Genomic DNA, 13276 nt, shown 5'->3' with positions numbered 1-13276 from the left:
CTTAAACTCTCTCTGCCGTCCGCATCACCGCGCTGCGCGCCCGCGGATTTTGCCCGGTCTCTTGCTGACCGGCCTTGATCGATGAACCGATTTTTTTCAATACGCCTTTTTCAATCTCGCTTTCCCTGATCGGCAATTTGCCGGGATCGTATTTGCTGCCCGACTCGCTGCGGATGAAACGCTTCACGATGCGGTCTTCCAAAGAATGAAACGAGATTACGACCAGCCGTCCGCCGGGTTTCAACACCTGCACCGCCTGCCGCAGCACGGTCTGCAATTCATCCAGCTCGTGATTGATCTCGATCCGTATCGCCTGGAACGTGCGGGTCGCAGGATGCTTGTGGCGCTCCGTGGCCGGCGACGCCTCGGCAATCAGTTCGGCCAGTTGCCGGGTCGTTGTGATCGGGGTTTCTAGCCGGCGGGTCACTATCGCCTTCGCAATGCGCCGCGCAAAGCGCTCCTCGCCGTATTCGAACAACACCCTGACCAACTCCTTCTCTGGCACAGTCGCCAGCCAGTCCGCCGCCGAAGGGCCGACGCTGCTGTTCATCCGCATGTCCAAGGGGCCGTCCTTCATGAAGCTGAAGCCTCTGTCCGGATTGTCCAACTGAGGCGAAGAAACGCCGAGGTCCAGCAAGATACCGTCGATTTGGCCTGTCAAGCCTTCACGCTCGACGATCGCGGCCAATTCCGAAAAACAGCCGTGAAACAAGCGAAAACGGCCGTCTTGCCGCAGATCCTGCGCGGCGTCGGACTCGACCGCTTCCACATCGCGGTCGATCGCAAACAGGCGCCCATCCGCATCCAGCCGCTGCAGCAAGGCTCGGCTATGGCCGCCGCGCCCGAACGTACAATCCAAATAAACCCCGCGAGGCTTGACCGCCAATTGCGCCAGCGCCTCTTCCAGCATGACCGGTAAATGCAACACAGTTTTTCTCTTTAAAATGACAACTTAAAATGATAACGGGCCGAGCTCGTCCAATCCGTCGTTGTCATCGCCGGCCAGCCATTCGGCTTCCTTGGCCGTCCATGCGTCTTCATTCCAGATTTCGAATTTGTTCAACTGTCCGACTAAAACGATTTTTTTTTCCATGCTAGCAAAACGCCTGAGTTTTTCCGGCAGCAATAACCTGCCCTGCGCATCCATTTCACATTCCGAAGCATTGCCGATCAGAAAGCGGCGTAATTTACCCGCCATCTTATTTAACGTCGGTAATTTGCTGATCGTGTGTTCGAGCTTTTCCCATTCGGGCAGCGGGTAGAGCCATAGGCAGCCGGCTTCGCCGACGCACAATTCGTTGACTGCGACGGTCACCACCAGTTGACGATCGCAACACTCCTGCAGTTCGTCCCGGTAACGGGTCGGAATTGCCAGGCGCCCCTTGTCGTCAAGATTGAGCGAACTGATGCCCCGAAACAAAAACTCCCCCCGGAACTAGAAAAAACCAAAATTTTCCACTTTTTACCACTTAAGTGTCACTATAGATTTCTAGCGAACCAGAGTCAAGAGCCTTTATCACAAATTTCTTTCTTTTTTGACAATGACTTACAGAGAGCGCATTCGAACGCCAGAATGAAAAACGGCAGGACAAAAAATAATTTTTTTGTATCAGAAGGTTATAAGCGAACAATAAGAAATTACTTTAGAAATGCTTAAAAATAGATACGCGGCCGAAAAAATCGACAATCCGGAGGAAAGAACGCAGGAAAGGAAGGATCGATATAAAAAAGGATGAAGCTTGAACGTTTGGGTTAACCCAAAGAAGAAAGGAAAATAAAAACTGAAAGAGTCAGCCTGTAAGCCGGGTTCTGTCTTGAACAGCCATTCATCTAGGTTGCAAGTCACCTTGCAACTCAAGCAATCTACCCAGGAACCGCGCGGGCCGCGCGTTTGTTCCTCTATTTGATCTTGCTCCGGGCGGGGTTTTCCATGCCGCCTCTGTTACCAGAGACGCGGTGCGCTCTTACCGCACCTTTTCACCCTTACCCAGCCCCTAAATTTCCTGAAGCCTTGACAGGGGTCAAAAATTTCAGGAAATTTAGAAGATGGGCGGTATATTTTCTGTGGCACTTTCCGTAGACTCGCGCCTCCCAGGCGTTACCTGGCGCCCTGCCCTATGGAGCCCGGACTTTCCTCCATTCCATCATTACGATGAAACAGCGACTGCCCAGCCGACTCTTTCAGCGCATAGTGTATCACAATACTGTCATAATCGAAGAATATAAATGATTAACTCCGCCAGTTGCCCCCTTTTTCCGAACCAATAGCCAAAGCCGCCTGATATAACGCTTTCTTGCGCGCCCCGGTGATCTCGACCGCCAGTGCAACGGCGGTTGAAACCGAACAGTCTTGCAGCAAAATCTCGAGCACTCTTTGCTGCTCTGCCGAAATCTCGGCCCGCAGATCCTCTTTCGGCGCCCCTTCGACAATGATCACAAATTCGCCTTTCTGCATATTCGGATCGGTTTCGACCAAGGCCTGCGCCTCGGCCAGCGTGGTTTTGACGATCGTTTCATGCAGCTTGGTCAGCTCCCTCGCGATCACGATCTGGCGATCCTTCGGCAGCACCTCGCCCATGTCCCGCAAGGACGCCAGCACGCGGTGGCAGGACTCATAAAAAATCCAGGTATCGGGGGATGCGGCCTTGGCCTTGAAAAAAGACTTTCTTTCCGCCGACGTTCTCGGCGCGAAACCTTCAAATGTAAACCGCGCAGTCGGCAAGCCCGCCGCCGATAGGGCCGCGATCAACGCACAGGCCCCCGGCAGCGGCGAAACCTCGATGCCGGCATCCCTGACCATCCGCACCAGCGGCATGCCGGGATCGCTGACCAACGGCGTCCCCGCATCAGACACCAGCGCAATCGACAGGCCCGCACGCAGTTTTTCGAGCAAATCCGCCGAGGCGCGCTCTTCATTATGCTGATGCAGCGAGATGACTTTCTGATTGATGCCATAATGTTGCAACAGGGTCTTGATATGCCGGGTATCCTCGGCCGCGATCAGATCGACCCGCCGCAGCGTTTCCACGGCCCGGTAACTGATGTCGCCGAGATTCCCTATCGGAGTTGCTACCACATACAATTTGCCACATTCGCTGATCATGCATCCATCCATCAAAGCTCCCATCAAGACAGACCGGAAAAACTGTGCCAAAATCGCCGCCTGCTTGCTGAAATGCTGGTTAATCTTCAAAGTACGGGATTATAACCCGCCGCAACCCAACCTTTGACTTCATGAAGCATAATAAAACCTCGCTGTTGACCCTGCTCGCCGGCATTCCCGCCAAGGCGCCCCACCTCGTGCGCGGCAATGCTGCGGAAGATAAGGCCCGGCAATTCCTGCTCGACAAGGGCCTGACGCCGGTAGGCCGGAACTTTCGCTGCAAGCACGGCGAACTGGATCTGATCATGAAGGACGGCCGAACGCTGGTAATCGTCGAAGTCAGGTTCCGCCAATCGAGCCAATACGGCAGCGCCCTGGAAAGCATCACCCGCAACAAGCAATCGCGTATAATAGCCGCGACCCAGGTGTATTTATCCAAGCAAAAACTCGACTGTCCGCTTCGCTTCGACGTGGTGGCGATCAGTGGCGACGGCGGCATCGAGTGGATACCCAATGCCTTTTCATCGTAAGACCCGCACATGATTTTACAAGAACGCGTCATCAACCATTTCACGAACAGCATCCATACCCAGCAGGAAGCGCTGGCCAATCTGTCCGAGCTGATCGGCTTCGCCTCGCAACGCCTCGTTCATGCACTGCTCAACGACAATAAAATCCTGGCCTGCGGCAACGGCGGTTCGGCCAACAACGCACAATTGCTGGCCGCCTCGCTGGTCAATCGTTATGAACGCGACCGCCCCTCGCTGCCGGCGATTGCGCTCGGCACCGGCATGACCATGCTGACCGCGATCGCGAACGACATGCAATACGACGACGTTTTCGCCAAGCCGCTCCGGGCCCTCGGCCACAGCGGCGACATCCTGGTGGTTTATACGATCGGCGGCCATTCCGCGAATACCCTGAAAGCGGTCAACAGCGCGCACGACAAGGATATTGCGGTAATCGCGCTGACCGGCCAGGATGGCGGCAGCATCGCGCCGCTGTTGCGTGAGAACGACCTGGAGCTGCGCGTGCCGTCGAACTCCGCCGCGCACGTCCTGGAAACCCACCTGATGATCACGCACTGCCTATGCGACCTGATCGACTACCAAATCTTCGGCGGCTGATCAGTCTGCGCCGCGGCCGTGGATAAGCGCCCCGAATTGGCGGCCGGATTTTTGTCCCGGCTCCGAGCTATCCTGCCGCCGAAGGCCGTTCTGACCCGCCCCGAAGACTGCTGGGCCTACGGCTACGACAACAGCCGCCGCCACTCCCTGCCACAAGCGGTCGCGTTCCCGGCCTGCCATGAGCAAGTCGCCCGAATCGTCGACGCCTGCAACCAATACCGAATTCCGTTGACCGCGCGCGGGCGCGGCACCAACACCGTCGGCGCGACCGTTCCGCTTCAGGGCGGACTGGTCTTGTCGCTCGAACGGATGAAGAAGGTGCTCGAATTTTCGCCAGAGAACCGCTACCTGATCGTCGAGCCTGGCCTGACCAACGAGGAAGTGCAGGCAATTGCCGGCAGCCGAGGCTTTTTCTGGCCGCCCGACCCGACCAGCGCGGCCTATTGCAGCCTCGGCGGCAATCTGGCCTGCAATGCGGCGGGGCCGCGCGCGGTTAAATACGGCACGCCACGCGAGAATACGCTGGGCCTGCGCGCGGTCACCGGCGCGGGCCTCGAAATCCGCACCGGCGTCCGCACCAGCAAGGGCGTGGTCGGCTACGATTTGACGCGCCTGCTGCTGGGCTCGGAAGGCACGCTCGCGATCATCACCGAAGCGACCTTGAAACTGACGCCGCTGCCGGAAGCGACCCAGACCCTCAGGGCCGTCTACCGAAGCGTGCTGGATGCGGCGGAAGCCGTGTCAAAGATCATGGCGCAGCCGATCGTGCCGTGCGCGCTCGAATTCATCGACGGCAACGCGATCGCGATGATCCGCGGCCATTCCGCCTGCGACCTGCCCGCACAGGCTGGTGCCCTGCTGATGATCGAAGTCGACGGTCCCCGCGAAGGATTGGACAGCGCCGCCGCCAAGGTTGCCGAAGCCGCACGCAACGACGGCCTGCTCGACCTTCGCATCGCCGCCACCCGGCAGGAAGTCGAAGCGCTCTGGCAAACCCGCAAGGCCCTGGCCCCGGCCCTGCGCAAGATCGCTCCGAAAAAAATCAACGAAGACGTGGTCGTGCCGGTCACCGCGATTCCCGAGTTGATCGAGGGACTCAATCGGCTATCGGCCAAATACAAACTGCCGATCATCAACTTCGGCCACGCCGGCAACGGCAATATTCATGTGAATTTATTGCTGAACCCTAACAGCCCGGAACAAAGTCGGAAGGCGCAAGACTGCCTCGATGGGGTGTTTACACTGGTTCTGGCGCTACGCGGCACATTGTCCGGCGAGCACGGCGTCGGCCTGGAAAAACGCGATTTTATCGACCGTGAACTGGACGCGAATGCGCTCGAACTGATGCGTGCGATCAAACGTCAATTCGATCCGAACGGGATACTGAATCCCGGCAAGCTATTGCCGCCGGGTTGATGCGAATGCAACGAGAAAATTGCTTTGGATAAGCCCCCTTAGCGGGTCCCGAACACCACGATCGTCTTGCCGTGCGCGCTGATCAATTCTTTTTCCTCCAGCTCCTTCAACACGCGCCCGGCCATCTCCCTTGAACAGCCGACCAAGCGGCCGATTTCCTGGCGGGTAATATGCAACTGCATCCCGTCCGGATGCGTAATCGCGTCGGGCTGTTTGCTCAAATCGAGCAAAGTCCGCGCGATCCTTCCTTCCACATCCATGAAAGCCAGATCGCAAAACTTGCGGCTGGTCATCAGTAAGCGCGACGCCAATTGGTCCCCCAACAGATAAAGCAGGTCCGGCGCATAATCCAAGAGCTCCTTTTTCAACACCTGTTTGAAGCGGTCATAGCCGATCTCGGCCAAATGGCACGGGCTACGCGTTTTTACGCTGACTTTCCTCACCTCGGTGCCTTTGAAAACACCGACTTCGCCGATAAACTCATTTTTGTTCAGATAGGCCAGGATGATCTCCTGGTTGCCTTCTTCGTCTTCGGCGCAAATACTGACCGAGCCTTCGATAATGAAATACAGCCGATCGCCGACATCGCCGGGCCGGATCACGGTCGCCTTGGCGGGATATTTCTTTTTATGACACAACTGCAAAAATGCGTTCAGTGCCTCTTGGTTCGATACCGGTGTGTTTTTTAACATGATGCTCTCGTCCGCGGCGATCCTTGCTGAAAAGGGTTTTCTACTGTGTCGAGTTTAGCAAAAAAACTACGCAGTCCAACACAAATGTAGCTTATTTTCTGTAACGAACCTTATCTTGCGGAAATTGAAAGGGCATCCAAGGGAAAATCGCCTTTATCCGTTTTTTCAGTTGGCTGATACCACCCTCCGGACAAGATCGACCATAGCGCAGTTGGACGAATTCGAATACCCTCCTTGGCCATTCTGCGACGGAAACTCTTGTACAGCCTGACTTCGAAATCTTCGGCTTACGCTGAGAATTCAAAACGAACAGCCGCGCCAGCGTATGCGCCAAGGTCGTCTTGCCAACGCCCGGCACATCCTCGATCAGCAAATGGCCTTTTGCAAGCAGGCAGCACACGGCCAAACGGATTTGCCGGTCCTTGCCGAGGATGATTTGGTTGGCGGCGGCCAACAGGTCGTTCAAACTTTCGCTCATCCGTTTAGGATTCGCTCAAAAATAACTTCCCGAAATCCCCCTACGGAAAAGCCCGATAATTCCAACGAGGAAGATGTTCATCAAAAACGATCCTGATGTTTTCGAGAAAATCCGCGGCGCATTTTTTCCCGGTCTCGTAAACACCCGCCAACACCTCCACCGTGACCTTCAATCCGGTGGAAGTTCTTGCCTGTTCCATGAAGCGCTTGGCAATGGCGAGCGAATGAAAGACGACGCCCTGGCAGGCACGGGTGATGTGCGGAAACAGGCGATGCTCAATCGGATTGTGTTTTGAGCAATACGGCGGATAATGCGCAATGCGAATTTCCAGCCCCAACTGAGTCGCCAGCGCCTGCAACGCTTCCTTGAACACATGGCGATTGGCGGCATTACTGCCGCCGCCATCGCAGAGGATAAGTAACCTGCGCGCTTCGGGATAATGCCGACTGCCGTGGCGTTGCCACCATTGGGCAATACTGGCGCAGCACAATTCGCTGGTATCGTGGCTGGTGTTGAGGTGTATCGTGCCTTCGTTCCTCGCCAAATCATAGAGGCCATGCGGGATCAATTTCCCGCTGCCGGCGCTGGGAAAGTCATGATCCAGGGTGTCGACCGGCGCCTGTGTGTATTCAACAGCTTGCGCACCGTATTCGGGCTGACCGGCGTCGCTTTCGCGGCCAAGCGCCGACTGATTTCGCCACACGACAGATTCGTCCACAAGACGCCTTCGCGCACTTGTGCCCCTTGCGGGTATCGGGTCGCCGGCGGTGAAGTCCGTCAACAGGCCGAGAAAGTGAGTCTCCAACTGCGCTGATTGCTCAAGCGCCGTTTTCCGGCCCCCACCTTTTTTTTCGGACCCGATCCGCTGCCGGGTCATCGGTCGCGTCGAGTTCCAACTGGCTCCGGCGGATGGTCTTGGGGTCCAGGGCAAATAGCCGGGCGATATAATCAATGCCGCCATGCCCCAGCTTGGCGGTTTCTATGCCGGCATAGCGGCGCCTATCTTTCTCGGATAGGCTCGCAAAAAGGCGTTGCATTTTGACTTCTATTGCGGGCTCGTAACCAATCATGTCCTGTTGAGATTTGCGTTGTCGATGGCGTGTTATTATCCGCCAATTCGCTTTCATTTAGTGAAGTTGATTTTGACGAAATCCTAAGCGTGATTAGGCCAGGCGCAGAGGGAATTGAACCCTAAGCGCCGTCAAGCCGCTTGGGATAAGCAGGCGACCGCGACCGCCGGCGCGCAATCGGCGGCGGTCATGCCGTTTGCATTGAGAACGGCCGGGAATAAGGCCGAGAAATCGAGATAAGGATGCCCGATCTTGTCGGCAAGCCGCCTGACCAAAAAGCGCCCCACGCCCGCTCCGACGAACGGACTCGGCGCGGCAAGCCCGCCTCGCGCCAATTGTTTTTCAATGCCGCGTTGAATCTTATCCAATTGCTTCTGCCGCAGGTTTTCGGCCAATCCTTGCCAGCGCGACAGATCTTTGGGATCGAAATCGCAGCCGATCATCCGCGACAGCCGCCTGGCGCTCGCCAGCACCGTTTTTTCGGCGCCGTCGGCCGTGTCGGCCTGGTCGTGCGCCTCGTTCAACTCGCCGGTCACCCGGTACACATCGGCCATCGTCGCGAAATATTCGGCCATCAGCCCGACCTCCCGGCCCTGATCTTCGACGCTGTCCGCAATCGCCATCACCGCCGACCTGACGATGCCGGTGTAGATCAGCTCCTGCGCCACCAAGCGCTCATAGTCGGTATAGCCTTCGGCGATTACCCGGCCTCGATCGAACGGCAAAATATCGGTCGTGGTGCTGCCGATGTCGATGAACAGGCCGCTGCCGACTTGCTGCGCGGCATAACTTGCGCTGGCCAGCCAGTTTGCGGACGCTATCGCGGCATAATGATTGTGATCGACCTCTGACGCCTTCAGAAAGCCCAGCTTGCCGGCATAAAGCAAAAGATCGGCGCCCGGTAAAAGCTCGCTCATCGCCGCGATGATCGTCTTGACGCCGTCATCGCGTCCCTCAAACAGATCGACCAGTTCGCCGGTCATCGTGATGGCATGGCAATAAGGCGCGGGCGGCAATTCGCTCATCACCGCCGCCACCGCCGCCCTGAGTTTATCGAGCCCCAGCCACAACGGGCACGGCTTCTGCATGATCGCGGCCAATTCGCCTCGCCCGTTCAATACGGCGGCTTTGACATGCGCGCCGCCGATGTCCCAGCCGATTATTTCATTTGTCATGGATGTCCTATTTGAACGGTTACCGTTTGATTCGCGCCGCGCCGAATGACCGGATCGCCATGCAATAGCTGCAAGACCAGCGCGGCGACATTGACCCCCAAGGCGGAATTCAGCCCCGCGAAGGAAGACGTCAACCTAGGGTTGATTTCCAGCACCAGCGCTTGCCCTGGCGTTTCGATCAGGTCGATGCCGGCGTAGCCCCATAAGCCCGGCACCGCGCTCGCGATCTGCGCGACCAAGTCCCGATAAGGGCTCGGATCAAAGCGATGATTGACGCGAATGGCGGACAGCCGGTACTGATTATCGACGATGTCGAATTGCTGCAAATTGACCGACAACAGCCAGGCCTGTCCGTTTTTGAACAAACAGGAAAGGCTGGTTTTCTCGCCCTGCATATGCGGCTGGATAATATAATGGCCTTCGCCCCGCAGCCGCCCGGCCGCCCGCTCGAAGCCGTCCGCATCCCGAAGCAGGTAACTGTCGCCGCAGCCGGCGCCGTCTATCGGCTTGACGATGCTCTCCCCCGGAAAGCCGGCGCACTCGTCGAAAAGCCGGGTCGCGACGGTCGGAATTTGCCGGCTTGCCAGACAGTGATAGGTCGCGTATTTGTCCGCCGCCAAGCGCACCGCCTCCGAAGCCGACGCCAGCAAGGTTTTGCCGAGACGCTCGACCGTCTGCGACAAGGTGAATAAAATCGCATCGAACTCCGGCGCGATCGGCCAGACCGCATCGTGCCGTTCGACCAACTGTTCGAAACGTTCGAAGCAGTCGTCTTGCGGGCTGATCACCGCTATCTCGGCAGTTGGCGGTGCAAGCTCATCCCAAAGACGCGCATCGAGCATCACCGTCACGTCCAGTCCCGGAATCTCGTCCAGGCCATCCAGCAGGGCCTTAAGCATCATCAGCCCTTCGCGGACCAGCGATGCGGGCAACTTTTCCCGATTGAAACCGCCGCCGCTGATGTATTCGAACACCAGAATTTTCATTGCGCACCCATTAACATTCGTTTTTTCCCGCCGTATAGCTCGATGCCATCAAACGGAATATTGTATCATTGCCGCCTTAAGCTTTTGGATGAACTCCCTACATCATGCAAGTCATTCCGGTCATCGATTTGAAAGACGGCGTTGTCGTGCACGCGAGGCAGGGCAAGCGCGAGTCTTATTTGCCGATTCATACCGATTTGTGCCCGTCCGCGGACATAAGCGCGGTGATCGACGCCTATCTGAACTTATTTGATTTTACGATTTTTTATATCGCCGATCTGAATGCGCTGGAACGGCAAGGCGACCATCGAGCCTTGATCCACACCGTGGCCGAACGTTTTCCTCAGCTGACCTTTTGGCTCGACAGCGGCCTCTGTACCGGACCGCCGCGGGGCCATCAGCCCGACAACATCAAAACGGTGCTCGGCAGCGAATCGCTGCGGGATGACGGCGTGAGCCTGCTCGAAACCTACGCGCAGGACTTTATTTTGTCGCTGGACTCTATCGGCACAAAACGCCTGGGCGCCGAAAACCTGTTTACCAAGCCACGCTATTGGCCGAACGACATTATCATCATGACGCTGGAGCGCGTCGGCAGCGGGTCAGGCCCGGATTTGGAAAGACTGGCGGCATTTTGCAGAAATCATCCCGGTAAAAATTTCATCGCCGCCGGCGGCATCAGAAACCTGGGAGACTTGCTGGCACTGAAAAAAATCGGCATTCGACAGGCGCTGGTCGCCAGCGCGCTGCATTCCGGCGCGATCGGACGCGCCGAACTCGCCGCGCTTTAGACAAAAAAATACCCCAACGAGTGGGGTATTTTTGTGCGCCTAAAAAGCTAAAAGCTGATTAGTTGGCAGCGAATGGGTGTTTCGCGGTGCCTTTGGCAGCAACAACTTCAGCAGCGGTAGGAGAACCGGCAACAGCGCGAGCGATTGCTTCTCTGGTGGCTTTATAGTTGTATTCTTGGATTTTCGCGTCGTCTTCAGCAGCCCAGTGGATGAAAACACCCACGCTGATGAACAGGTCATCGGCTTCGTCGGCTGGGATGGTGCCGTCTTCAACGCTGTCTGCAACAGCCATCGCCACACCGCGTTGCGCTGGGCCAAACATTTGCACGGCTTGTTTTGCACCTTTGATGGTGACTTTGTTGAACAAAATGGTTGCTGGTTTAACCATCAGGTTTGGAGCAACAACGGCCAACAAAGTAGAGAAACCGTCTTTGTTGTTGGTCAAAGCGATTGCAAATGCGCTTTCAGCAGCAGAACCTCTGGGTCCGATGATCAAGTCGATGTGTGCAACTTCGTTGCCTTCGCCAACTAAAGATTCACCAACGCACAATTTATTGATTTTAGCCATGCTTGTTTTTCCCCTGTGAAGAAAAAAGTTAAAAAAAATGATTCCAGTATCATTACGATGGTTAGCGGATACCGCGACTGACATAGCTGTAATGGCTACATCAAGCGTTCAAGCTATCTTCCAACAATACCGTAAAAAGTGTTGCCACGGTTAGATCGGCCGTCGTCCCGGGATTGATGCCCTTGGACTTGAATTCCTGATCTATCTGGTAAAGCAACGGCAACATTTGCTCGGGACTTTCAGCTTTCAGAAGCGCATCGCCAAGCTCAGCCATCCTGGCTTTTACCATCCCGGTGTATTGGTCACCATACTTCCTTTCGATATGACTATCGGGAAATCGGCTTAGCAATCCGGCATAAACCAGCAGAGCCGCCCAATTACGACCAATCCTTCCACTTATAACATTGTAATACAATCTTGTGGAGAAATCGAATATATCTTGATAATTTGAGCTATATTGAAAGGCTATGCGGTCTCTCGATGCCGCCAAATGCATCGCTTCGAGCAGGTTCGCGCTGGCTTTTTGATGCACATCCTGCTCGCTCGCGTTGCCGAGCCCACCGGGAGCGGCCAGCGTGATCGCCTTGAAAACCCAGTCCGCATCGTCGATCGTGGTCGAAGACAGCACGCAACCCAAAGCCTGCCGCAAGGGCTCACCCTTCGACTGAGCCGCCGCCTGCACCAGCGGCGCGCACAGCAGTAAAATCCCGAGGTTCGTATTGCAGCCGACCGCCTCGCGCGTCGCCTTGACCGCGTAATAGATTTTCTCGCCCAGGGAATAAGCCGGATTGCACAAGGGCCCGGCACTGACTTCGGCGCTCAGCCGGAAGTCGGCTACGGTCATGTCGTGGCCGTCCGCATAGACGCTGACATTGCCCGGCTTGAACGCCTGCAATTCGATTTCGCAGGCTTCGCGAAACAGCGCTTCGAGCGTTGCCGGAGCGATCATGAAATTTCGGCAGACACCCGAGAGCGGCTCAGCCCCAGATAGCGCCCGAGCAGGTCATCGACCAGCAGCTCCGCGACATTCACCGCGCAAACGCTTTCGAGTCCCTTCCAGGCCGGCACGCTGTTCACTTCGATCACCGTGTAATGCCCGTCCCGGTCGAGCATGATGTCGACGCCCGCATAATCCATCTCCAGTGTTTGAGCGGCCCTGACCGCCAGCTCGGCCAGTTCACTGCCCGCCTCAATCCATTCGCAGTCCGCGCCCTGCGCCACATTGTTCAACCAGGACTTGCCGAGTCGCCGCATCGCGGCGACCGCACGGCCGTTGATCACGAACACGCGATGGTCGTAATATCCCTCTCCCGCCGCGTGCACGAAGCGTTGCAGATAATAGACGCCGCGGCTCGAGGTCAGCCAGAACAGATCGGTCATTTTCTCGATCCGGCGGATGCCTTCGCCCTGCGAGCCGAACAACGGCTTGCTGATCAACAAATGACCGTCTTGCAATTCCTCTTCGGCGATCCGCCGCGCCGCCTCCGGATCGCGCAGCACCCAGGTCGGCGGCGTCGGCAGGCCCGCGCGCTGCAACAGAAAACTGGTCATGCCCTTGTCGACGCTGCGCTCGATCGCGCGGCCGTCGTTATAGACCGGAACCCCGAGCAGCCTCAGCGCGTGCAGAATATCCAGATACAGCACCACTTCCTCGAGCGAGCCGCCCGGCACCCCGCGCACGAACGCCGCGTCGGGCAGCGCCTGTTCGAATCCCGGAATCCAGACCGGCAAGCGGCCGGAGGCCAGCATCAACCGGCATTCGGTCAGCGAAACGTATTCCGCCCGGCAGCCGTACTCGGCAAACGCCTGCGTCAGCCGTTTGCCGTGCCAGCCCGGATCGTCGGTAAAGATTGCGATGCGGCGCACGAAT

At 56.9% G+C, this 13276-nt stretch carries 15 protein-coding genes, 1 other RNA gene and 1 pseudogene; 4 read left to right on the top strand and 13 right to left on the bottom strand.

Annotation, left to right across the window (positions count from 1 at the left end):
- Nucleotide 1 precedes the first annotated feature (1 nt).
- The 4 genes from rsmH to rsmI form a co-directional block, all read right to left on the bottom strand.
- Complete coding sequence (gene rsmH, locus ACEPPP_RS14130; RefSeq protein ID WP_374090929.1) at nucleotides 2-910, bottom strand: 16S rRNA (cytosine(1402)-N(4))-methyltransferase RsmH; 909 nt, start codon at nucleotides 908-910, stop codon at nucleotides 2-4.
- Nucleotides 911-952: 42 nt separating this feature from the next.
- Nucleotides 953-1420, bottom strand: coding sequence for a division/cell wall cluster transcriptional repressor MraZ (mraZ, locus tag ACEPPP_RS14125; RefSeq protein WP_374087703.1), 468 nt, complete (start codon nucleotides 1418-1420; stop codon nucleotides 953-955).
- 362 nt (nucleotides 1421-1782) lie between these two features.
- An RNA gene (gene rnpB / locus ACEPPP_RS14120) (RNase P RNA component class A) lies at nucleotides 1783-2180 on the bottom strand.
- A gap of 50 nt (nucleotides 2181-2230) precedes the next feature.
- A complete protein-coding gene (rsmI, locus tag ACEPPP_RS14115) occupies nucleotides 2231-3103 on the bottom strand; it encodes a 16S rRNA (cytidine(1402)-2'-O)-methyltransferase (protein ID WP_374087701.1) in 873 nt (290 codons plus the stop codon).
- 131 nt (nucleotides 3104-3234) lie between these two features.
- Between rsmI and ACEPPP_RS14110 the strand changes: the two genes are divergently transcribed.
- From ACEPPP_RS14110 to ACEPPP_RS14100, 3 genes are read left to right on the top strand one after another with little or no spacing between them, the layout of a single operon-like run.
- The gene (locus ACEPPP_RS14110; protein WP_374087699.1) at nucleotides 3235-3633 is read left to right on the top strand and encodes a YraN family protein; all 399 of its coding nucleotides are present in this window, start codon (nucleotides 3235-3237) and stop codon (nucleotides 3631-3633) included.
- Between the two features lie 9 nt (nucleotides 3634-3642).
- Nucleotides 3643-4230, top strand: a complete 588-nt coding sequence (locus ACEPPP_RS14105; RefSeq protein WP_374087698.1) for an SIS domain-containing protein — start codon at nucleotides 3643-3645, stop codon at nucleotides 4228-4230.
- 18 nt (nucleotides 4231-4248) lie between these two features.
- The gene (locus ACEPPP_RS14100) at nucleotides 4249-5646 is read left to right on the top strand and encodes an FAD-binding oxidoreductase (RefSeq protein ID WP_374087697.1); all 1398 of its coding nucleotides are present in this window, start codon (nucleotides 4249-4251) and stop codon (nucleotides 5644-5646) included.
- A 38-nt stretch (nucleotides 5647-5684) separates the two neighbouring features.
- Here ACEPPP_RS14100 and crp read toward each other — a convergent pair whose 3' ends face one another.
- The 6 genes and pseudogenes from crp to ACEPPP_RS14070 form a co-directional block, all read right to left on the bottom strand.
- Nucleotides 5685-6338: a cAMP-activated global transcriptional regulator CRP gene (crp, locus tag ACEPPP_RS14095; protein WP_374087696.1), complete on the bottom strand. Its 654-nt coding sequence runs from the start codon at nucleotides 6336-6338 to the stop codon at nucleotides 5685-5687.
- A 289-nt stretch (nucleotides 6339-6627) separates the two neighbouring features.
- Nucleotides 6628-6816 (bottom strand): annotated as a pseudogene (locus ACEPPP_RS14090) (AAA family ATPase); the annotation flags it as partial.
- Nucleotides 6817-6856: 40 nt separating this feature from the next.
- Entirely contained in the window at nucleotides 6857-7534 is a 678-nt protein-coding gene (locus ACEPPP_RS14085; protein ID WP_374087695.1) for an ISAzo13 family transposase, read from the bottom strand.
- A gap of 100 nt (nucleotides 7535-7634) precedes the next feature.
- On the bottom strand, nucleotides 7635-7853 hold the full coding sequence (locus ACEPPP_RS14080; RefSeq protein WP_374087693.1) for a hypothetical protein: 219 nt from the start codon (nucleotides 7851-7853) through the stop codon (nucleotides 7635-7637).
- Nucleotides 7854-8017: 164 nt separating this feature from the next.
- On the bottom strand, nucleotides 8018-9061 hold the full coding sequence (locus ACEPPP_RS14075) for a hydantoinase/oxoprolinase family protein (RefSeq protein ID WP_374087692.1): 1044 nt from the start codon (nucleotides 9059-9061) through the stop codon (nucleotides 8018-8020).
- Complete coding sequence (locus tag ACEPPP_RS14070; protein ID WP_374087690.1) at nucleotides 9058-10047, bottom strand: ATP-grasp domain-containing protein; 990 nt, start codon at nucleotides 10045-10047, stop codon at nucleotides 9058-9060. The genes ACEPPP_RS14075 and ACEPPP_RS14070 overlap by 4 nt, the downstream gene beginning before the upstream one ends.
- 104 nt (nucleotides 10048-10151) lie before the next feature.
- On the opposite strand from ACEPPP_RS14070, the gene ACEPPP_RS14065 reads away from it, so the two are divergent.
- Nucleotides 10152-10838: a HisA/HisF-related TIM barrel protein gene (locus ACEPPP_RS14065; protein ID WP_374087688.1), complete on the top strand. Its 687-nt coding sequence runs from the start codon at nucleotides 10152-10154 to the stop codon at nucleotides 10836-10838.
- Nucleotides 10839-10896: 58 nt separating this feature from the next.
- Here ACEPPP_RS14065 and fae read toward each other — a convergent pair whose 3' ends face one another.
- From fae to ACEPPP_RS14050, 3 genes are all read right to left on the bottom strand, one after another.
- Nucleotides 10897-11406, bottom strand: a complete 510-nt coding sequence (gene fae, locus ACEPPP_RS14060; RefSeq protein ID WP_374087686.1) for a formaldehyde-activating enzyme — start codon at nucleotides 11404-11406, stop codon at nucleotides 10897-10899.
- Nucleotides 11407-11506: 100 nt separating this feature from the next.
- Nucleotides 11507-12355 (bottom strand): triphosphoribosyl-dephospho-CoA synthase, encoded by an 849-nt coding sequence (locus ACEPPP_RS14055; RefSeq protein ID WP_374087684.1) that lies wholly within the window; start codon nucleotides 12353-12355, stop codon nucleotides 11507-11509.
- Nucleotides 12352-13272, bottom strand: a complete 921-nt coding sequence (locus tag ACEPPP_RS14050) for a RimK family alpha-L-glutamate ligase (RefSeq protein ID WP_374087682.1) — start codon at nucleotides 13270-13272, stop codon at nucleotides 12352-12354. Before ACEPPP_RS14050 ends, ACEPPP_RS14055 begins: the two co-directional genes overlap by 4 nt.
- Nucleotides 13273-13276 lie beyond the last annotated feature (4 nt).

It is taken from the genome of Methylomicrobium lacus (assembly GCF_041897535.1).
Taxonomy (GTDB): domain Bacteria; phylum Pseudomonadota; class Gammaproteobacteria; order Methylococcales; family Methylomonadaceae; genus Methylomicrobium; species Methylomicrobium lacus_A.
The sequence above is the reverse complement of the archived record's forward strand: the minus strand, read 5'-3'. Positions and strand labels throughout refer to the sequence as shown.

Coding starts and splice junctions, on each gene's coding strand:
- rsmH (WP_374090929.1), bottom strand. CDS start 910: ATGCTGGAAGAGGCGCTGGCGCAATTGGCGGTCAAGCCTCGCGGGGTT.
- rsmI (WP_374087701.1), bottom strand. CDS start 3,103: ATGATCAGCGAATGTGGCAAATTGTATGTGGTAGCAACTCCGATAGGG.
- ACEPPP_RS14110 (WP_374087699.1), top strand. CDS start 3,235: ATGAAGCATAATAAAACCTCGCTGTTGACCCTGCTCGCCGGCATTCCC.
- ACEPPP_RS14105 (WP_374087698.1), top strand. CDS start 3,643: ATGATTTTACAAGAACGCGTCATCAACCATTTCACGAACAGCATCCAT.
- crp (WP_374087696.1), bottom strand. CDS start 6,338: ATGTTAAAAAACACACCGGTATCGAACCAAGAGGCACTGAACGCATTT.
- ACEPPP_RS14080 (WP_374087693.1), bottom strand. CDS start 7,853: ATGCAACGCCTTTTTGCGAGCCTATCCGAGAAAGATAGGCGCCGCTAT.
- ACEPPP_RS14075 (WP_374087692.1), bottom strand. CDS start 9,061: ATGACAAATGAAATAATCGGCTGGGACATCGGCGGCGCGCATGTCAAA.
- ACEPPP_RS14070 (WP_374087690.1), bottom strand. CDS start 10,047: ATGAAAATTCTGGTGTTCGAATACATCAGCGGCGGCGGTTTCAATCGG.
- ACEPPP_RS14065 (WP_374087688.1), top strand. CDS start 10,152: ATGCAAGTCATTCCGGTCATCGATTTGAAAGACGGCGTTGTCGTGCAC.
- fae (WP_374087686.1), bottom strand. CDS start 11,406: ATGGCTAAAATCAATAAATTGTGCGTTGGTGAATCTTTAGTTGGCGAA.
- ACEPPP_RS14055 (WP_374087684.1), bottom strand. CDS start 12,355: ATGATCGCTCCGGCAACGCTCGAAGCGCTGTTTCGCGAAGCCTGCGAA.